Source organism: Streptomyces mirabilis (assembly GCF_039503195.1).
GTDB lineage: Bacteria > Actinomycetota > Actinomycetes > Streptomycetales > Streptomycetaceae > Streptomyces > Streptomyces mirabilis_D.
In genome coordinates this window covers 10766101-10783146 of the sequence record NZ_JBCJKP010000001.1, presented here as the reverse complement: position 1 = coordinate 10783146, position 17046 = coordinate 10766101, and the positions used below count along the sequence as shown (strand labels likewise).

The following is a 17046-nucleotide window of genomic DNA, read 5'->3' as shown; positions in this document are numbered from 1 at the left end:
CGCGCTCCAGGAGCGGCAGCGGTAACGGGACACACGTCTCGCGCCATTTCTGGTACAGCCGAACGACTGGAACAGCACCCGAGTTGAGGATGAGGAGCAAAGATGAAGATCCCCCGGTTGGCCGCAGCAGTCGCGATGGTTGCGGCCGTCGTCGCCACCGGCGCCCCGGCAATGGCCGTTAGCCGGGCACCATCCATGCGGACGGCATCATCGCCGTACCGGTCAATCAGTACCAGGACGGGATCACCGCCGCCCCGACCACAGGGGAGCCGGCCACGAGACAAGCGATCGCGGTCGACGGCAAGACTCTGCGCGGCTCACGCAGCAGCGAACCAGATCCACTGGGTCCGCGATGTCACCTACGACGAAGACCGCTCCCAAATCCGCACCGGCACCGGACCACAAGTCATGGCCGCCCTACGCAACGCCGCCATCGGCGCACTCTGCATCACCGGCGTCACCAACATCGCCGCCGCCAACCGCCACCACGCCCGCTACAGCACCTGACCAATGGCACTACTCGGCATCATCTAACGACATTGCCGGGGCCCTGGGTGTCCATCGCCCTACTCAAGGTAGGGGATGTGGTCTCCCGGGGATACGGGCGGCGGCTGCGGCGACGGTTGCCAGGTCTTCGCTCGAGAAGCCGGCGCGACTGAGCACCGCCAGGGATTTGTTCGTTGCCAGCGCGCACAACGCCAGCTCTGCCGCCTCCTGATCATCGGCCCCCGCCGCCAGCAACGCCTGCTCCAGCATCGCCCGCAAACCGTCGATCATGGCGCGGACCATCGCCCGGCCCTCCGCGTCGAGGGCCGGGAACTGCGTTGCCGACACCGTGAGCAGGCAGCCATCCGGGACCGTCGGGTCGGCGATGCGGTTCAGGGAGACCTGCAGGTAGGCGGCCACAACGGCGCTCGGGCTCGGGTGGGGGCCGGACAGCGCCTGGGCGTACAGCGGGTGGTAGGTCTGCACGTACCGTTGGAGGCTCTTCCGGAAGAGGGTGCTCTTGTCGCCGAAGGTGGCGTAGAGCGAGCTCCGGCCCAGGCCCGTGCCCTCGGTCAGGCGGTCGATCGAGGCCTCCGAATAGCCCCAGCGCCAGAAGACGTGCATCGCGCGTCGTAGCGCCTCGTCCACGTCGAATTGCTTGCGGCCCGCCATGGTTCGTCAGCCTACACATCTTGCACCGATCGTTTCAAGATGGGTATGGTCGCCAGCATGACAAGTTGCACTGATCGTTCCATGATGAGTACGGCCGACGGCGCGACAAGCTTGAGTTCGCTGCGGCTGCCCGACGGGTTCACCGACGTCTTCACTAGCCGGCTCGTGGAGCTGAACGGGCTGCGGCTGCACGCGGTCACCGGCGGGGACGGCCCACCGCTGCTGCTGGTCGGCGGGTGGCCACAGACCTGGTACGCGTGGCGGGAAGTGATGCCCGCGCTCGCCCGCGAGCACACCGTCGTCGCCGTCGACTCGCGCGGGGCCGGGCTCTCCGACAAGCCCGACGACGGCTACGACGCCGGCACGCTGGCCGCCGATCTGGTCGCTCTGATGGCCGCGCTCGGGCACGACCGGTTCGACGTGGTCGGCCACGACATCGGCATGTGGACCGGATACGCCCTCGCTGCCGATCACCCCGAGCGGGTGGGCCGGCTCGCCGTCGTCGACGCCATTATCCCCGGTCTCACGCCGACCCCGTCGGTCTTCAGCCCGGCCGCGGTCAACCAGCGGCTCTGGCACTTCGGCTTCAACCGGCTCACCGACCTCAACGAGGAGCTGGTCCGGGGGCGGGAGCGGCTCTTCTTCGGCTACCAGTTCGCCAAGAAGGCAGCCACCCCGGACGCGATCCCCGCGTACGCCGTCGACGTCTACGTCGATGCGATCGTCGCGGATCCTCGCGGGCTGCGGGCGAGCTTCGCGTACTACCGGGCGCTGGACGAGACGATCGCGCAGAACGAGCAGCGCAAGAAGACCCGGCTGACGCTGCCGGTGCTCGCCATCGGCGGCGCGCGGTACAGCGGCGCGATGGTCGCCGAGACGATGCTGCTGGCGGCCGACGATGTCACCGGGGTGGTCCTCGACGATTGCGGCCATTACGTGGCCGAGGAGCGACCGGCGCGGTTTACCGAGATCCTGGAGGACTTCCTCGGTGGCAAACCGATAGCAGGCGTGCCGCACGGCTGACACATTCGTGGCGGAGTTTCATGGAGGCCGCGTGAGCAGGGCTTCGGCGTAGTCGCAGGATGTCCGGTTCGTGATCGTGCGTCGACGCCGAAGCCCTGCCGCGTGCGGGCTTGGGCCAGGCTGCCATTGATGAGTCACATCGGGGCCGGTACAAGTGACGAGTGGCAGAACCTCTTGCTCCTCGCCCGGATAGCCGCGTCGCGCCGAAGCCGGGACGGTGGACCCAGCAGTCAGCGAGTGCGATGTTCGCCGCCGTTGCAGCATTCCTCATCACTCGTGACGTCACGTTCGGGTTCTTCAGGCACACGCTGCCCGACGGGGCATACACCGCTACGGTCCTTGCGGGACTTGCTGTGTCGGCTGTCGCCTACGGCCTCGCCGTGCTGTGGCTCAGGCGATTGCCCTAACAGGGCGGCTCACGGCAGGCTTCAGCGTTGCCGCGCGGGCGTCCGGTCCGTGGCAATCCGCCGGCTTGGGAGGTCATCCGGGAGGTGACAGGCACGGGCTCCCTCACTGCGTGTGCCGTGCTGGCCGGGGCGACGTCGCTGCTTGCCGTCAGCGAGTGGATCGCCGATGCCCCGGCACATGTGCTGGAACAGGTCGGCCCCGGCGACCGTCGACTCGCCGGCCGGGGAGTCCGAGCGGGCCGAGCGCCGACGGCTGCGTCGGCGCCACCGGGCCCGGCTCAAGGCGGCGGCGCTGGGTCGCTCGCGCGGTGGGCTGACCAGCAAGGTCCACCTTGCGGCAGACCGGCGCTGCCGCCCGCCGACGTTCGTACTCACGCCGGGGCAGGCCGCAGACAGTCCCCGGTTCGTCGCGGTGTTGGAGAAGGTCAGCTCCCGCCGACCTTCGCTTCCCATTAGGCGTACTCCTCGCGGGCGAACCGCGCTTACCTGCGCAGGCGCGGGAGCAAGGCGGTGATACCGGAGAAGGCCGATCAGGCCGCGAACCGCAGGAAGCGCGGCAGGGCCGGCGGTCGGCCGGTGGCTCATGACGCTGAGCAGTACAAGGAGCGCAACACGGTGGAGCGCTGCATCAACAAGATCCGGGATTGGCGGGGTCTGGCCACGCGCTCCGACAAGACGCCCGCGAGATGGCGGGGCTCCAGCTACGCGGATCCATCATCTGGATACGCAGCCTCAAACCGGGGCCGCGGTCGCGGCGCCCGGCTGGCAAGCCGGACGCCGCAACCGCGCACGTCAGGCCGTCGAGGTGACCACTCGGCCGAAGTGCCGGGCGAAGAACTGGACCGCGCTGTCGGCCTCGAACCTGGGCAGCTCCTTGTGTTTGCCCGAGTTCACGTGCAACGTCTTCTCCTTCGAGGCGAAGGCGTCGAACAGCGCGAGACCCTCCTGGCGCGAGATGTGCTCGTCGTCCTACTGCAGGTCGAACTCGATCGGGATGGTGATCTGCTTCGCTTTCTCGGCCAGGGCATCGGGCCAGTGCTGGCCGAAGACCGCGGCGGTGATCCTGGGTTCGATCGCCACGAACGGTATGCCGATCGCGGTGCCCATGTTGATGCCCCAGAAGCCGGCCGGCCCGTCGGTGCCGATCTCTGGGAGTTCCTGGAGGGCATTCAGGGTCGCCTGGTACTCGGGCACGGCGAGTTCCGCCAGGTGGTCGTTGTAGCGCACGACGATCGGGCCTTCCGGCTCGCCCGCCGCCCGCGCCCGGAACAGCTCGGCGATTTCCGCCTCGTCGTGCGCCGTGCGCGGCCGGTCGCCGTGACCGGGCGCGTCGATGACGGCGACGTGAAAGCCGCATCCGGTCACGAGGAGGTGGGCGCGGCCGGACATTGCCGGGTGCTTCTTGTGGTTGCCGCCGCCGTGAGCCATCAGGATCAGGGGTGCGCGATGGGCTGCGTTGGAGGCCGGCGACCAAAGGACGCCGGGGACGTCGCCCACGGTGAAGTCGCGTTCGAGCATGCCGTTCGACGACGACTTGGCGGTGAACTGCAGAGAATGCATATGTGTTGCCTTTCGGGAGTGCCTTGTTGGCGAGGCGCTCCCGGCGACACCTACGTCAATCGCCGGCCGTGCCGAAAAAGGGGAGCACCCACGTCGATACAGCGTTCATGGGTCTCACCTCCTCGGGCGGTCTCACGGTCGACTGGAAGCTACCAGCCCGTTGATCATCCCTTCAACCCTTTTCCCCGCCACGTCATCACGACTCCAGACAGGCCTAGTCGTCCGACCTGAACAGATGGTGTGTCGCCGAGGAGATCCTTGACTTGTTCGGTGCTGGAAGACCGGTAACGGGACGGACGTACGTGTCGTAGACGAGGAATACGAGCACGTCGTGGCCGATGTTGCTGACGTCGTTCTTCTTTCGCAGCCGCCACTTCCCGCCCGGCAGAATGCCGCGCGCCTGCGGCACGTCATGCCGCTCCACCCGCAGGAATCCGGAGCGCTCCCGGGCAGGAACGAGTTGGCCGGCCTCTTCGTCCAGGACCAGGGCCATCCCGTCATCGCTCCAGGCCTCCACCAGCATCACCAACTCGTCTTCCTCCGACTCGGTGGCGTCCGGGATGGTGAAGTAGACGTAATGGCAAACGCGTTGAGTGTCCATCCCATGATGGCGACCCCATCGGCCTGACGACGGGACGGAAGTGGGCGAGGCGTCACCCCGCCCCAGTCGGTCCGGGCGCCTCGGTCCCCCTGGTGTTGTCAGTGGCGGGAGGTACCCGTCAGTCAGTTGGGCGCCCAGCAGTGTGGCAGGGCGCCGACCGGAGGCGGATCTCGTCTCCAGTACGGCTGGAGGTTGCATGGCCCTGGACAGACGCATGGCAGACAGCTCCGGCGGAGTCCACGTCCGCGCCGCGTGCCCCTCAGCCGCCGGTGCGTGCCGTGGCGCGGCGCATTCCTCCTGCAACCCCGCACTTCACACGCTTCGACGCGGCCGGCCTTGCCGACGCGGTCCGCGACGTCCTGGAGCACGCAGCCCCGGGTGGGGAAGACCGTGGCCTTCGCCGATCTGTGTGCTCAGGTCAAGGACCTGAGGGAACTACCGGAGTCGGATCAGGTGCAGGTGCTTCGGCGGGTCAAGCCCACCGCTCGCCCCCGCAGTCCCCAACCCCAGCGCCCTGCCCTGCTCACCGCCCTGATCAGCACCGAGGCAGGAACCATGCACCCGATCTACCGGCAGCTGGCCAACCATGCCGACCACCACCTGCCCCAGCAGGCAAGCAGTCCTCCGAGGCGATCAGCGCAGTGCCGTCGGGCAGTGTGACGGCATTGACGCAGGTGGTGTGGCCGACCAGCGGCGGGCTCAGGGACTCACCTGTCCGCCGCGTCACATCGGTACACCCCAAAGCCCGCAATGGCCGGCCCCGGCGATGAACGCGCGGCCGTCCGGCAGGATCCCGGTGGCCACGTCCCAGATGGTGTCATCGGCGGCCATCTCGTACCCATCCAGCTCCGCGCCGGTCAGCGCGTGGGGCCGCAGTACGCCGTCCTCCGCGGCCACCGCCACCACCGGGTTGCCGCCCGGCGGTGAGGCGACCGCGAGCGCATTGGCAGACCATGCATCAGCCGAACACCACAGCATTCGGCCGGTGAACATGTCCCAGCGGTGGATCTCCTGGCCTTCGCACGATGAGAACAGAGCACCACCTGCCCCGACCGTGCCCGCGCCCACGTCGGCCGAAGGATGTGCCCTGGCTCGGATCTGAACGTCGTCACTCGTGCCGAGCGCATGCCCTGCCGCATCACGCCTCCGCGCTGCCGTGTCGACTGACCAAGGCTGAACCACTGGATGTTGTTGATGCAGTGCTGAAATACCCGTCCGCTTGATGAACCAGATCAGTCTCCTACGTCGGTGTAGGGTCCGGTTTCCCGTGGCGGTGCCTCCAGGTGTTCAGCAGCCGCTATACCGTTGGTCCAGATCGTTGGCGGGTACAGTCCCGTCCGAGTCCGGCGGCGGATTCCTCGCCCAGCGTGGACGGTCAGCGCGGAAACATGTCGGCGTAGGGGTCCGGTTCGCCGGTAGCCGGGTCGAGTCCTGCCTTCCAGCGGAGTTGCCCCACCCGCCAGTGGACGAACGTCGGTGGCGAGCAGTTCCACAGCTCGCCACCGATGCTGATCGGCCAGGACGACCACCCGTCATGGTCCTCGTGGACCAGCCGACGGAGGAACTCGACCATCCCGAACGGGTGGACCGTGAAGGTCGGGCTTGTGTGCCGCCCGTAGACCAAGACCGGCCAGCGGTCCGGGTCACTGTCTTCGGTCAGCCAGCAGAGGATGTCCGGTCCAGACGTGATGCCCCAGGCAAGGATGTGCGCCGGGTCGACGTCGAGAGCAGCCCTGTCGCCCTCCATCTCCCAGCCATAGCGGGCGTTCTCGGTCTCCCCTGCCATGTCGCCGGGATCCCATTGGATGCCTTCCGTAGGGACGGGGAGCAGGACTCCTGCCTCGTCGTTGATCGACCCGCCGCCATAGACAGACATGAAGGCCTTGTAGTCAGTAGGGAACCGAACGTTCCAAGTGGCTTCAGCGAACGCCCAGTCGACCTGTTCGTCGGCACCGTGCTCCGGCGACATGATCTGCGTTAGCGCTGCGACGCCCGGGTGTTCCACCATCTGGGTGCCCTCCTCTGACCGAATCCAACCAACCTAACGACGCGGTCCGACAGCAGACCCCGCCCGTTCAGTCGGCGTTGCCGAACCACCACTCGGTGTTGTCCACGCTGGCGGCCCAGTCGTTCATGACTCGCTCGATGGCGGGGAATCCAACCTCATGGGCAACCGTCCCCACGATGAACCGTCGGTCCGTCGGCGCCTCGGCCAGCCCGTTCAGCGCGGTGAGGCCAGCCTCCAGCCCTGCCAGTTCCTCCGATGAGAAGGGGCCTCCGCGGTAGGCCTGGATGCAGACGTTAGCCCCGCGCCTGGCCACCTCGAACGTCCCGTCGTCGGCGACCTGCAGCACGTCTCCAGCAGCGCATCCCAGCACCAGGCCGGGGCTGCCGCTCAGCTCGAACGAGTGCTCTCCCAGCACTCGGGCAGGAAGCACCTCGAAGACAGGCCGTCCAGTGCTGTTGTGGCCCGCCAGCAGCCGTATGTGGGTGTCAGCACCGACGTTGGGCTGATCCATCATGAGCGTGATCGTGTCACATGGGGGCGTCGACAGTACTGCCGGCTTGCGCCCTCACACGGTGGGCAGACCGTCACGGCGGAGGACACGCTGGAGCACCTCGTGGACGTCCTCGGCGATCGCCTCCAGGAGCTCGGCACCGTAAACGCAGAGGGAGTGCTCCCAGGGATGTCCGAAAGTGCCGAAGCGGAGGTCGTCGGCGAGGAAGATGTAGTAGTCGCCGTCCGGGTAGGGGCTGAGCGGCCAGCCCTCCCGAGAACGCCCTTCGAGAACCCGGGGAAGGAACATGTCGGTCGACGGAAGATCCGGACGGAGGCGGTAGCAGGTGTGCTGCCAGTCCAGAATCCAAAGTGGCTCCCTGGGGCTGCTGCACCTTCCGAGCCCGTTCTGCACCATGTCGACCAAGCGGTCGAGCTTCCGATCTCCGGGATCGTCGTTCAAGGCGTCGAGGCTCCACGTGATCGATGCTGAAGGCTCTGTGATGCCCGGGAAGGCGTTGATGCTGGGTCGAAAATCGAATGTGGCGTCGAAGCGGTCCCAGATGTCGGTGTATTCGGAGCTGGTCAATCGGTGTAGTGCTTCGGCCGTCATGGGGTGAACCTATCGCCGGGAGCTCCACCCTCAACAGAATTCCGGCGGCTGTCCTCTGTGCTAGCGGGCACCGGAGCTGCCCCATCGCCTTCCGCCGTCTGGACGAGTTCGGACCTTGGCGGCACGGCGGGTCCGTCGTGGGGAAGAATGCTTGGCATGACGATGTGAAGAGCAGCTGACGAGCGGAGACGCTGGCTCAAGATCGGGACCTGGGAGACGGTCTCCGATGGGAACAGGCGGCTCTGCGCGGCCTGTGGGGCCTCTGTCCGCTCGTACGAGTACCGCTTCTACCCGCCCGAGTCCTCCATGTTCGAGCGGTGTATCGGGTTCGCATGGTGTTCCGACTGCAGGCTCTACTCCGGCTCAATGGTTCACGTTCCGCGGAGACGCGTCCTCGTGGATGCCCTGGCGTCGCTGCCACGTGATCAGCGGGAGCGTCTGAAGCGGAGCGAGACCAGGTTGATCGAATACCTGGACAGACAGCTCCGCGGAGGCGCCACTTCGCCTGGTCGTTGATGGTCCGACAGATCTCAGGCGACGCCGGCTTCGCATGGCGGACCTGACGGGTACTACTCACTTCGATCCTTGTCGAGCTCGGCCGCCAGCACAGCCATCCCGTGCAAGTGAGTGAAGTACGTGGTTGCGTACTCGTCATCACCGATGGACTGCAGGACCTTTCCGAGGACCACGATGCGCGTCTGCAGTATGCCTCGGCCCCGGTCATCCAAGGACCCGCTCAAGGCTGAGGAGACACAGCCGGCGAGCATCGAGTCCATCATCACCATGCATTCGCCCTCAGGTTCTCGCTGGTAGAACCCCGGGGGAAACCGCATGGCTCCGAACTCGTCCCACAACCGTGCCAGCTGATCCAGCTTCACTTCTGCCATGTCCGTGATGATGTCCTATGGCCAGGTGCCGAGGAAATGCGTTCCCCCAACCCACCCGGTGCTCTGCTTGTGGTTTTCGGCGACACCCTCTGCAGTCGGCCCTGTGCCCCTGCACGTCCCGTCGTCATTGCTTCTGCATGTCAGCTCGTACCCCGACATAGGATGCGCGGCGCTCGGCTGGCTTCGTCGATGGCCCGAAGTGCCTGGCTGTGGCTGGCGCCTCCGTGTGATCGCAGGGGGACGTTGTGGGCTTTCGCCCATCCGGCCATGTCCGCAGTGCTCGTTCCTTCCTCCGTTGCGAGGTCGCTCAGAGTGCGGCGGCAGTGGACGTACTGCTCGATCAGCCAGTCCCGTTCGACCGTCCCGCGGCGCTTGTAGTCCTGCGGGCGTTCACGGAGCGAGACTTCATACTCATGCGCGAGACCGGTCAGCGCACTGCGGGAGAAACCGGTGAGAGCGGCCATCTGGTTCAGGGATCGGTGCTCGTCCACGTAGAGGCGGATGTAGGTCTCCTTCGGCACGTCCAGGCGAGCCTTGCGCCGGATCTGGCCTGTTGCCCTGGCGGCGGACTTCGTCGGCGGTGGTGCGAGGGCGGGATGTTCGTCCAAGACAGGCTGGGTCATCACAGGATCCTTCGACGGTGAGACGTCCCGCTCGAGACCGTGCGGGACGGAAAACAAGAAGCTGACGCCGCCCAGGCGCCCGTACACAGCACGAGGCGTGGTGTGGCGAGTCGCTGGCCTGCAGCGGTCGCAGGGCAGACGCCCGGGGGCGCCGGTCAGAAGCGAGCTCGGTGGCCGCTGCCTCCGCTGCCAGGGGACCGGGCGCGACACGACAATTCGTCAGCTGCGCTGCGGCGTTGATTCCATAGGGAAGTCGCGGTCCCACCGGCTGCGGATCCGGGACTGCTCGTCCGGTCGTTGCCGGTCGTCCCAACGCCGCAGCGCCTGGCGCAGTCCGTCGTAGTCGAGGCCGATACCTGCCCGGCGCAGCGGCGGCACCAGTCCGCGCAGATGCTGCGCCAGTTCCCCCGTGTCGAGGGAGGTGAGCGAGGCGCCGAGTCTGCGTTCGATGGCGGTGCGGTCCACACCGGCGTCCCTGACCAGCAGAAGGCGGCAGGCGCTCCCGGGACTGAGACCAGGTGTGTGCACCGTCGTGCCCCGGCCCTGCTGATGCACGCCGAAGACAGTAAGCGCCGCATGCTCGGCGACCAGGTCGCGCGTGAGGGCACCCGTGTTACGTAGCTGCGAGCCGATGCGCGTGCGGGAGAACGGCCACACGGCGGGCACCATGCCGGCCTGACGGCCAACCCCGGAGCGCAGCGCCGCCAAGTGGGCACCGGCCCTGGCGACTTGAGGTCGGAGACGGCCCAGAACGGCCTGCCAACGGGCTCGTCGGACGGTGCATCCTGTGCGGTGCCTTCAAGGCCGGGGTCGGTGTACTTCAGGCCCCAGGCGCGCAGCACCCTGCCGTTGTCCGCCGTCAGCCAGTCTCGCAGATCGCGATAGAGGCGGTGTGGTCCAGGCCGGTGTCGGCCTGCCGCAGCAGAGGGATCAGGCCGCGCGGGTGCTGCACGAGTTCGTCGAGGTCCTGTGCGGTCGCGGCAGCAGTCAGACGGCGCTCAGCAGCGTTGTCGGACAGCACTCCCTCGCGCACGCCGCGTCCGGGCTGGCTGCCCCACCGAGGGCTTCGGCCAGGAGGCATCTTCGCAAACCTGCGCAGCCGGATCGGCGACCCGTCCGGCACTGCCGACCCCCCGCTTCTCCCCGCACCTGGTACCCGTCTTCAGCACCCCGGAGTTCGTGGGACCGGGCGCCCTGCGGGACGGGCAGATCCGCTATGTCGGCCCTTCGATCGTGGACCGCCCCACCGGATCCGACTTCCCCTGGGACTGACTCGACGACTCTCGTTCCCGCGTCCTCGTGACGCTCGGCGCCGCCGACACCGATGTGGGGGGCGGGTGCCTGGCATCCGTGCGCGAACGGACCGACCGGCTGCAGGAGGTGATCGTCGACACGGGCCGGGCGCTCGGCGCCGACGCCCACGACAAGCACGTCCTCGTTCTTCCCCTTGGTCCCTCAACTCCCGTTCCTGGAACGGGTGGACGCGATAGCCTTTCACGCCAGTCACAACAACAACACCGTGTGCGAGGCCCTCTGGCGCGCCGTCCCCCTCGTCGTGGCATTTGTCCGCGATGACCAGCCGGTCGTGGCCGGACAGGTGACCGACGCGGGCGCGGGCGTCAGGGCCCGGTTCGGCCAGCCAACGCTGGGCGGCTGGGCACCGCGCTGGACGCCGTGCTTCACGATCCCGCCCGTCGCGCGGCAGCCGTCCGGATCCGCACGGCGTTCCGCGCGGCCGGCGGCCGCGACCACCTGGTGCAGCCAATGGCGCGCTCCCAAGGAGGACCAGTGAGCAACGACCGCAAGAACCGCACCCACGAGCACGAGCCCGTGTCCCCGGGCCGAGCCGAGCAGGTCGCCGCGCTGCGCCCGGTCTACCGGGCCGACCTCGCCGAAGGCCTGGACCGCTTCTTCCAACCCCGGCGCGACACCTGCCCATGGTGCGGCTCGACCCGGTTGGCGACGCGGCTGCGCACCACGGACCTGATCCAGCACAAGCCAGGCCGCTTCGTCCTCGACCGCTGCGAGGGATGTCGGCACACCTTCCAGAACCCGCGGCTCAGCGAGGCCGGCCTGGAGTTCTACTACCGCGATTTCTATGACGGACTGGGCGAGAAGCAGCTCGCCATGACCTTCGCAAGCCGGACGAAAATGTACGTGCAGCGTGCCGAGTCCCTGGTCCCCTTCGCCCCCACGCCCAAGAACTGGCTGGACGTCGGCACCGGTCACGGCCACTTCTGTGAGGCGGCCCGCACTGTCTTCCCGGACACGAGCTTCGACGGCCTCGACTTCACCGACGGCGCCGAACTCGCCGAGCGCGCCGGACGCGTGGACCACGGCCACCGGGGCAGCTTTCCCGAGCTGGCTGAGCGACTCGCCGACGGCTACGACGTCGTCAGCATGTTCCACTACCTGGAGCACAGCACGGAACCGGCCCGCGAACTTCAGGCGGCGCACCGGGCCGTCCGACCCGGCGGCCACCTGCTGATCGAGGTCCCGGACCCCGACAGCCGCTATGCCCGCCTTCTCGGCCGCTGGTGGCTGCCCTGGCTGCAGCCGCAGCACCTGCACTTCGTCCCGGTCGAGAACCTGCGTGCTCGTCTCACGGACCTCGGCTTCACGGTGGTCGCGGAGCAGCACGCCGAACCCCACGACCCCGTCGACCTGCTGGCCGCCGTCTGGCTTGCTCTGGACGCGGTCGCACCGCGCGACGACCTGCCCTGGCTGCCGGTCTCGCCGTCCCGCCTTCAGCGCATACTGCGCGCCATGACAGTGATCGCCGGCATCCCGGCCTTGCTCCTGGGCAGGCTGCTGGACCGCCTCGTCGTCAAACGCGTGGCCCGGCCCCTGGGCCTTTCCAACGCCTACCGACTGGTGGCCCGCCGGGACTGACTCTCGCGCCCCGTTGAGGCGATTCGAACGATGGACAACCTCAACGCCGACCGACTCAGCAACGCCCACGCCGAAGAGATCGCGAACGCCATCCACAGCAACACCGCGGCGCTGCTGTACCTCGCCGACACCATGGCCCGCACCAGCACGACCCTTTGAACGCACTCTGGCAGGTTCTCTGGAGGTTGCCCCGCGCTGCTGACGGGATGCTCAGGTTGGTCGAACTCAACGCCTATGTGGTTGATCGACGGCTGGAACCAGTCCGAGACACGCGGCGAGGGGGTCCCGTGTTCGCACTACACCCTGCGATGGCGTGATCCACAAGACGGTGGTGGATGCCTACGACGCCGCCCACCGCACCACCAACCTGGCGAAGGCCGGCTGATGAACGCCGTACCCCTCGCCCTGGTCTCCTCGCCCACTGGCGACGTTGATGACGAGGCGATCGTGCCCTGCACGGCCAAGGACCCCCACATTGCCCACGCCCTGCTCAACAAGATCCGTCCCGGCGACCTGGTGCGCGTCTCCGGCCTGTTCGCCCTCCCCGGTAGCGCTGACGGAGGCCTTCAGCTCTGCGTCGACGCGCTCGAAGTGCTCTCCACCGTCCCACCAGGGCACTTCGAGCGCATGGGCCCTTACCTCATCGTGTTTGACCCGGACACCGACGGGGTCCCTGTCTTCACCGAGTCCGGCACTCGGGTCGACGACGCCGACGACGCCGACGACGCCGACGACATCAGCGGCGTCAGCGACCGCTTCGAGCACGAACAGGAAGCGTCCTGATGGCCGACACGACACTGCGCACGGTGCTGGAGCGCTTCCCCGTCGGCGCCCCGCGGCTCGTGGCTCGCGGACGAATACGCCGCCCAGGGTGCTGGACCTGTGCGCGGGCACCAGTCGGTTCCCGGCGGACGGGCTGGAGTTCACGTGAGCGGGGCTGCCGTCGCGTCCCAGTCGATGCGGTGGTCGAACTGCCAGGCCATCTTCTCCGGGTTGATCAGCTTCATGGTGGCCGGCATCACGAGGTCGCGCAGTACGCGGCCGACCGGGCCCGCGGTCTTGTTGCTGTTCGTGCGGGCGCCGAGCTTGATGATGCGTTCGACGCGGGGGCGGCGCAGTTGTTCGTACGCTGCGAAAGCCTGGTCGTAGGGCAAGTCCCGCAGGCAGCGTGCCAGTTCGACGGCGCTTTCGACGGCGATGGAGGCGCCCTGCCCGGAGCTGGATGAGGCGGCGTGGGCCGCGTCGCCGATCAGGGTCATGCGGCCGTGGGTCCAGTTTGCGACCCCCGGCATGTTCTCCATCGGGCCGGTGATGAGGAGCTCGTCGGCGTTGGTACGGCTGATCATCTCGAGGGCAGGGGTGCGGTCGTCGGCGAAGGCGTTCCGCAGGATGCGTATCCACTCGTTCGCGCCGATCGCCTGGGCCTCGGAGACTGTCATCGGGGCGCGGTGGGGCAGGTTCACGAACCACACCGCCGAGGAGTCTTCGAAGACCTGGTAGCCGAAGAACGCGCGCTTGCCGAAGCACATGTACATGACGCCGTCGGTGGAGGGCATCTCTGACTGGTGCATCCGTGCTCCGAAGCAGACCAGGCCGGCGTACTTCGGCTGTGCTGCGGCCGGGTCGATCAGGGAGCGGACCGTGGAGCGGATGCCGTCGGCGCCGATGAGGACATCGGCGCTCGCTTCCGTACCGTCCGCGAAGTGCGCGGTGATGCCGGAGTCGGTTTCCGTCGTGCCGGTCAGCCGCTTGCCGTGGTGGATGGGGACGGAGCGGCGCTCCGCCTCGTCGTAGATCGCCCGGTAGAGATCGGCGCGCCAGACGAACTGCAGGGACGGGAGGCGGGAGGGCGGGGCGAACTGCGCGAGGTGTTTGCCCGTCCAGCTCCGTAGTCCCATGGCGGTGACGGGTGTGCCGATGGCGCGGACGAGGTCGCCCGCGCCGATCGCGTCGAGGGCGTTCTGGCCGTTCGGAGCGATGGTCATGCCGCCTCCGGCCCCATCGGCCGTGGAGTCGTACGCCTCGTGGACGGCGGCCTCGATACCTGCCTGGCGGAGCGCCATCGCGGCGACCGGGCCTGCGATACCGCCGCCGATGACGAGCGCGGTGCGGGTTTTGCCGATGCGGGTCATGATTGGTGCCCCCTGGGGTCGTCGATCGTCGGTACGCCGCCGCTTTTGTGTGCGCGGCGCACATCCTGGAAGTACGCACGGGAGAACATCGCCGACAGGATCGCGATGCCACCGCGGTGGATGCGGATTTCGCTGTTCGTCGCAGAGCCGGACAGACGGACACGGCGGCCGGCCGTCGTGTTGTGGGTGGATGAGGACGGGGAGTCCTTGACCTTGCCGCGGGCGGTCCACCTCAGGTTCCAGTGGTCGATGGCGGTGGTGTCGTCGACGAGCAGCTTGACCATGGCCCGGTCCATGTCGAGGTGGATCTCGACGTCGTCGGGGAGGTCTGGGGAGCGGAGGTCGAGGACAGCGGTGCCATGGCGGGCCTTGATCTCGAAGTGGCCGGCCTCGGTCCAGTTGCCGAGGTGCTTGACGAGGTCGTGGTCGGAGTGGATGCGCTCGGTGAGGGACATCTCGGTGGTTCCTCTCGGGGCTGTGTCGCGCTGACGATTTGATCGTTTCACTGAAACTAGTATCTCATCAACTAGTTATTCCGGGGCTAAAATCGAGTCCATGACCACATCCGCTCCCCGCAGCTCCCCCTCGCCCTGACCGTCCTGGCTCTGCTGCACTACAAGCCGCTGCACCCGTACGGCATCCAGCGGCTGGTCAAGGACTGGGGCAAGGAGCAGGTCGTCAACGTCAGGCAGCGTGCGAGCCTCTACCGCACGATCGAGAGACTCAATGGCGACGGGCTGATCGCGGTCCGCGAGACCGGGCGCGATCAGCAGTACCCCGAGCGCACCGTGTACGAAGTCACCGATGCGGGGCGTGAGATCGCCCGCGCCTGGCTGGAGGAGATGCTCTCCGCGCCCAAGCAGGAGTTCCCGGAGTTCCCGGCCGCTCTCTCGAATCTGCTGCTGCTCACGGCCGAAGAGATGGGGGACGTACTGCAGCGGCGGGCCGACGCCCTCGCGGAGCAGCTCGACGGACTGGAAGGGGCCATGGCCGCAGAGGCGGAGCGGGGGCTGCCGCGCATCACGCGCCTGGAGACCGAGTACCTGCGGGCGGTGACGGCCGCGGAGCTGGAGTGGGTGCGCACGGTGGTCGAAGACCTGCGAGCCGGCCGGCTCTCGTGGTCGAAGGAGCAGCTGGACGCCCTAGCGGCGGGGCCGGTGCAGCAGTGAGCCCGCCGCCGAGAACTTTTCCGGCGGCATCACCCGGAAGTCGATTTGGCCTCTTAGCTTGTCTGCTGGGGGCTGGAGATGCCGGGAATATGGCTGAGAGGCACCTCCTGGTGGCGGCTGGTCCAGCGGTCGATGAACTCGACGGTGCCGTCGGTCTGCTGCGGGGAGATGACCAGGGCGTGGGGCACGCCGACCAGTCGGGCGTAGGCGAATTTCTCACCTGCTGCTTCGGGTCGGTCGTCGACGAGCAGGCGTGTGCCGACGCCGCGCCCGCTGGCGCGCGCCGTCATCCACCCCGCCTGCCCGCCCGGCCGGGTTCATGCCCTGTTTCCCCACATCACCGACGAGCCCGCCTGCTGGGAAGTGGCATGACAGCGGGGGCGTTCGGCCACACGCAGCGCACCGGTGACTTGGCAGCAGCACGCCGTCGGGACCGGGCCTGACAGGCGTTCTGGCAGCACTGCGAAGACTGCTGCGACCGACTGCGATCCTTCTGGGATCCGTTGCTTCGAGTCTCAGCGACTCTCAGTATTCCGGGTGTTTCCGCCCGGAAGGTTCGTGACGGTGTCACCAGAGCGCGAGTTGCTCGCGCCTGGTGTCCTGTCGACGATCTCTCGTTTCCGTCCCCTGGCGGGGTGTTGCGCCAGCTCCCCGCGTGCCGGTCCCCTTGCGGGTTCGGCCGGTGCGGGTCTTCTGCTTGGCTCCGCGAGGCTTCGGCACCACCATCAGGGGGCCCGGGTCTCCGGTCACTCCGGTACCCGTTTTACCGTTGGCCGCCGCGAGGGCGGCCAGGTTGTGGCCTGCGTTCGCGTCCCGGTCCAGGACGAGTCCGCAGACGTCGCACTCGAAGACGCGCCCGCCGAGGGGCAGTTTGGCTTTCACCGCACCGCAGCGGGGGCAGGTCTTCGAGGAGGGCATCCAGCGGTCGGCGACGATCAGACGTCCACCGTGACGCTGGGTCTTGTAGGTGAGCTGGCGCCGTAGTTCCCCGAACGCCGCGTCGGAGATACGGCGGGACAGACGCCGGTTGCGGACCATGCCTTTCACGTTGAGGTCCTCGACCACGACGGTGCCGTACTCGGCGGGGATACGCGCGGTGGCCTGGTGGAGATGGTTCTCCCGCAGGTTCGCCACCCGGTGGTGCACCCGGTTACGGACCGCGTTGGCTTTCTCCCAGCGACGGGACGGGGCCTGTCCGGTGCGCCGGTTGCGGCCGCGTCGGCGGGAGACGGTCCGGGAGGCCTTCCGGAGCTGCGTGAGTGCCTGGTCGTACTGTTTGGGGTTCGCGACCTCGCGGACCTCGCCGGCCGAGTCCGCCATGACGAGGAGAGTCTTGACGCCGAGGTCGATCCCGACTGCCGTGCCGGGGCGGCCGGCAGGGGCGATGGTGGCGTTCCTCGGTCTGCAGGACCGCGAACCAGCGGCCCCGCTCGAACCGCACCGTCACCGACAGAATCCGCGTCCCGCCTTCGGCGATCGCGTCC

General features: G+C 67.9%; 20 protein-coding genes and 2 pseudogenes. 7 read left to right on the top strand and 15 right to left on the bottom strand.

Annotated elements, in window-relative coordinates; all coding sequences use genetic code 11:
* Positions 1-570: 570 nt before the first annotated feature.
* Complete coding sequence (locus tag AAFF41_RS49340) at positions 571-1158, bottom strand: TetR/AcrR family transcriptional regulator (protein ID WP_343326152.1); 588 nt, start codon at positions 1156-1158, stop codon at positions 571-573.
* A 57-nt stretch (positions 1159-1215) separates the two neighbouring features.
* On the opposite strand from AAFF41_RS49340, the gene AAFF41_RS49335 reads away from it, so the two are divergent.
* Both AAFF41_RS49335 and AAFF41_RS49330 read left to right on the top strand, forming a co-directional pair.
* The gene (locus AAFF41_RS49335) at positions 1216-2181 is read left to right on the top strand and encodes an alpha/beta fold hydrolase (RefSeq protein WP_319753291.1); all 966 of its coding nucleotides are present in this window, start codon (positions 1216-1218) and stop codon (positions 2179-2181) included.
* Positions 2182-2823: 642 nt separating this feature from the next.
* Positions 2824-3322, top strand: a pseudogene (locus AAFF41_RS49330) (transposase); the annotation flags it as partial.
* Between the two features lie 58 nt (positions 3323-3380).
* Here the strand turns inward: AAFF41_RS49330 and AAFF41_RS49325 are convergent.
* The 10 genes and pseudogenes from AAFF41_RS49325 to AAFF41_RS49280 all read right to left on the bottom strand — a co-directional run bounded on the left by AAFF41_RS49325 (position 3381) and on the right by AAFF41_RS49280 (position 10450).
* Positions 3381-4148 (bottom strand): annotated as a pseudogene (locus tag AAFF41_RS49325) (alpha/beta hydrolase family protein).
* 214 nt (positions 4149-4362) lie between these two features.
* On the bottom strand, positions 4363-4749 hold the full coding sequence (locus tag AAFF41_RS49320; RefSeq protein WP_343326151.1) for a hypothetical protein: 387 nt from the start codon (positions 4747-4749) through the stop codon (positions 4363-4365).
* A gap of 723 nt (positions 4750-5472) precedes the next feature.
* Positions 5473-5817, bottom strand: coding sequence for a hypothetical protein (locus AAFF41_RS49315; protein ID WP_343326150.1), 345 nt, complete (start codon positions 5815-5817; stop codon positions 5473-5475).
* Positions 5818-6124: 307 nt separating this feature from the next.
* Complete coding sequence (locus tag AAFF41_RS49310; RefSeq protein ID WP_343326149.1) at positions 6125-6757, bottom strand: SMI1/KNR4 family protein; 633 nt, start codon at positions 6755-6757, stop codon at positions 6125-6127.
* A gap of 67 nt (positions 6758-6824) precedes the next feature.
* Positions 6825-7271, bottom strand: coding sequence for a DUF4265 domain-containing protein (locus AAFF41_RS49305; protein WP_343326148.1), 447 nt, complete (start codon positions 7269-7271; stop codon positions 6825-6827).
* A 51-nt stretch (positions 7272-7322) separates the two neighbouring features.
* Positions 7323-7859 carry a DUF2716 domain-containing protein gene (locus tag AAFF41_RS49300; protein ID WP_319753285.1) on the bottom strand — a complete coding sequence of 179 codons (537 nt, stop codon included), beginning with the start codon at positions 7857-7859 and terminating at the stop codon, positions 7323-7325.
* A 569-nt stretch (positions 7860-8428) separates the two neighbouring features.
* Positions 8429-8746: a hypothetical protein gene (locus tag AAFF41_RS49295; protein ID WP_343326147.1), complete on the bottom strand. Its 318-nt coding sequence runs from the start codon at positions 8744-8746 to the stop codon at positions 8429-8431.
* Between the two features lie 140 nt (positions 8747-8886).
* Positions 8887-9369, bottom strand: a complete 483-nt coding sequence (locus tag AAFF41_RS49290) for a hypothetical protein (protein ID WP_319753627.1) — start codon at positions 9367-9369, stop codon at positions 8887-8889.
* Between the two features lie 219 nt (positions 9370-9588).
* A complete protein-coding gene (casB, locus tag AAFF41_RS49285) occupies positions 9589-10119 on the bottom strand; it encodes a type I-E CRISPR-associated protein Cse2/CasB (protein ID WP_425526270.1) in 531 nt (176 codons plus the stop codon).
* A 109-nt stretch (positions 10120-10228) separates the two neighbouring features.
* Positions 10229-10450, bottom strand: coding sequence for a type I-E CRISPR-associated protein Cse2/CasB (locus AAFF41_RS49280; RefSeq protein ID WP_425526219.1), 222 nt, complete (start codon positions 10448-10450; stop codon positions 10229-10231).
* 366 nt (positions 10451-10816) lie between these two features.
* On the opposite strand from AAFF41_RS49280, the gene AAFF41_RS49275 reads away from it, so the two are divergent.
* The 4 genes from AAFF41_RS49275 to AAFF41_RS49260 all read left to right on the top strand — a co-directional run bounded on the left by AAFF41_RS49275 (position 10817) and on the right by AAFF41_RS49260 (position 13044).
* Positions 10817-11161 carry a hypothetical protein gene (locus tag AAFF41_RS49275; protein WP_343326144.1) on the top strand — a complete coding sequence of 115 codons (345 nt, stop codon included), beginning with the start codon at positions 10817-10819 and terminating at the stop codon, positions 11159-11161.
* The gene (locus AAFF41_RS49270) at positions 11158-12261 is read left to right on the top strand and encodes a class I SAM-dependent methyltransferase (protein WP_319753631.1); all 1104 of its coding nucleotides are present in this window, start codon (positions 11158-11160) and stop codon (positions 12259-12261) included. Before AAFF41_RS49275 ends, AAFF41_RS49270 begins: the two co-directional genes overlap by 4 nt.
* Before the next feature lie 30 nt (positions 12262-12291).
* A complete protein-coding gene (locus tag AAFF41_RS49265) occupies positions 12292-12420 on the top strand; it encodes a hypothetical protein (RefSeq protein WP_343326143.1) in 129 nt (42 codons plus the stop codon).
* A 225-nt stretch (positions 12421-12645) separates the two neighbouring features.
* Entirely contained in the window at positions 12646-13044 is a 399-nt protein-coding gene (locus AAFF41_RS49260) for an OB-fold nucleic acid binding domain-containing protein (protein WP_343326142.1), read from the top strand.
* Positions 13045-13184: 140 nt separating this feature from the next.
* Here the strand turns inward: AAFF41_RS49260 and AAFF41_RS49255 are convergent, their stop codons facing one another.
* Together AAFF41_RS49255 and AAFF41_RS49250 are read right to left on the bottom strand one after the other, a co-directional pair.
* Positions 13185-14393: an FAD-dependent oxidoreductase gene (locus tag AAFF41_RS49255; protein ID WP_319753634.1), complete on the bottom strand. Its 1209-nt coding sequence runs from the start codon at positions 14391-14393 to the stop codon at positions 13185-13187.
* Positions 14390-14848 carry a hypothetical protein gene (locus AAFF41_RS49250; protein WP_319753635.1) on the bottom strand — a complete coding sequence of 153 codons (459 nt, stop codon included), beginning with the start codon at positions 14846-14848 and terminating at the stop codon, positions 14390-14392. The genes AAFF41_RS49255 and AAFF41_RS49250 overlap by 4 nt, the downstream gene beginning before the upstream one ends.
* A gap of 108 nt (positions 14849-14956) precedes the next feature.
* Between AAFF41_RS49250 and AAFF41_RS49245 the strand changes: the two genes are divergently transcribed.
* Positions 14957-15562 carry a PadR family transcriptional regulator gene (locus AAFF41_RS49245; RefSeq protein ID WP_343326480.1) on the top strand — a complete coding sequence of 202 codons (606 nt, stop codon included), beginning with the start codon at positions 14957-14959 and terminating at the stop codon, positions 15560-15562.
* 53 nt (positions 15563-15615) lie between these two features.
* Here the strand turns inward: AAFF41_RS49245 and AAFF41_RS49240 are convergent, their stop codons facing one another.
* A complete protein-coding gene (locus AAFF41_RS49240) occupies positions 15616-15852 on the bottom strand; it encodes a His/Gly/Thr/Pro-type tRNA ligase C-terminal domain-containing protein (RefSeq protein WP_343326141.1) in 237 nt (78 codons plus the stop codon).
* Positions 15853-16129: 277 nt separating this feature from the next.
* A complete protein-coding gene (locus tag AAFF41_RS49235) occupies positions 16130-16882 on the bottom strand; it encodes an RNA-guided endonuclease InsQ/TnpB family protein (protein ID WP_343326140.1) in 753 nt (250 codons plus the stop codon).
* Between the last annotated feature and the right edge of the window lie 164 nt (positions 16883-17046).

Coding starts and splice junctions, on each gene's coding strand:
- AAFF41_RS49310 (WP_343326149.1), bottom strand. CDS start 6,757: ATGGTGGAACACCCGGGCGTCGCAGCGCTAACGCAGATCATGTCGCCG.
- AAFF41_RS49280 (WP_425526219.1), bottom strand. CDS start 10,450: ATGCCTCCTGGCCGAAGCCCTCGGTGGGGCAGCCAGCCCGGACGCGGC.
- AAFF41_RS49250 (WP_319753635.1), bottom strand. CDS start 14,848: ATGTCCCTCACCGAGCGCATCCACTCCGACCACGACCTCGTCAAGCAC.
- AAFF41_RS49240 (WP_343326141.1), bottom strand. CDS start 15,852: ATGACGGCGCGCGCCAGCGGGCGCGGCGTCGGCACACGCCTGCTCGTC.
- AAFF41_RS49340 (WP_343326152.1), bottom strand. CDS start 1,158: ATGGCGGGCCGCAAGCAATTCGACGTGGACGAGGCGCTACGACGCGCG.
- AAFF41_RS49335 (WP_319753291.1), top strand. CDS start 1,216: ATGACAAGTTGCACTGATCGTTCCATGATGAGTACGGCCGACGGCGCG.
- AAFF41_RS49235 (WP_343326140.1), bottom strand. CDS start 16,882: ATGGCGGACTCGGCCGGCGAGGTCCGCGAGGTCGCGAACCCCAAACAG.
- AAFF41_RS49290 (WP_319753627.1), bottom strand. CDS start 9,369: ATGACCCAGCCTGTCTTGGACGAACATCCCGCCCTCGCACCACCGCCG.
- AAFF41_RS49260 (WP_343326142.1), top strand. CDS start 12,646: ATGAACGCCGTACCCCTCGCCCTGGTCTCCTCGCCCACTGGCGACGTT.
- AAFF41_RS49265 (WP_343326143.1), top strand. CDS start 12,292: ATGGACAACCTCAACGCCGACCGACTCAGCAACGCCCACGCCGAAGAG.
- AAFF41_RS49255 (WP_319753634.1), bottom strand. CDS start 14,393: ATGACCCGCATCGGCAAAACCCGCACCGCGCTCGTCATCGGCGGCGGT.
- AAFF41_RS49320 (WP_343326151.1), bottom strand. CDS start 4,749: ATGGACACTCAACGCGTTTGCCATTACGTCTACTTCACCATCCCGGAC.
- AAFF41_RS49300 (WP_319753285.1), bottom strand. CDS start 7,859: ATGACGGCCGAAGCACTACACCGATTGACCAGCTCCGAATACACCGAC.
- AAFF41_RS49305 (WP_343326148.1), bottom strand. CDS start 7,271: ATGATGGATCAGCCCAACGTCGGTGCTGACACCCACATACGGCTGCTG.
- AAFF41_RS49295 (WP_343326147.1), bottom strand. CDS start 8,746: ATGGCAGAAGTGAAGCTGGATCAGCTGGCACGGTTGTGGGACGAGTTC.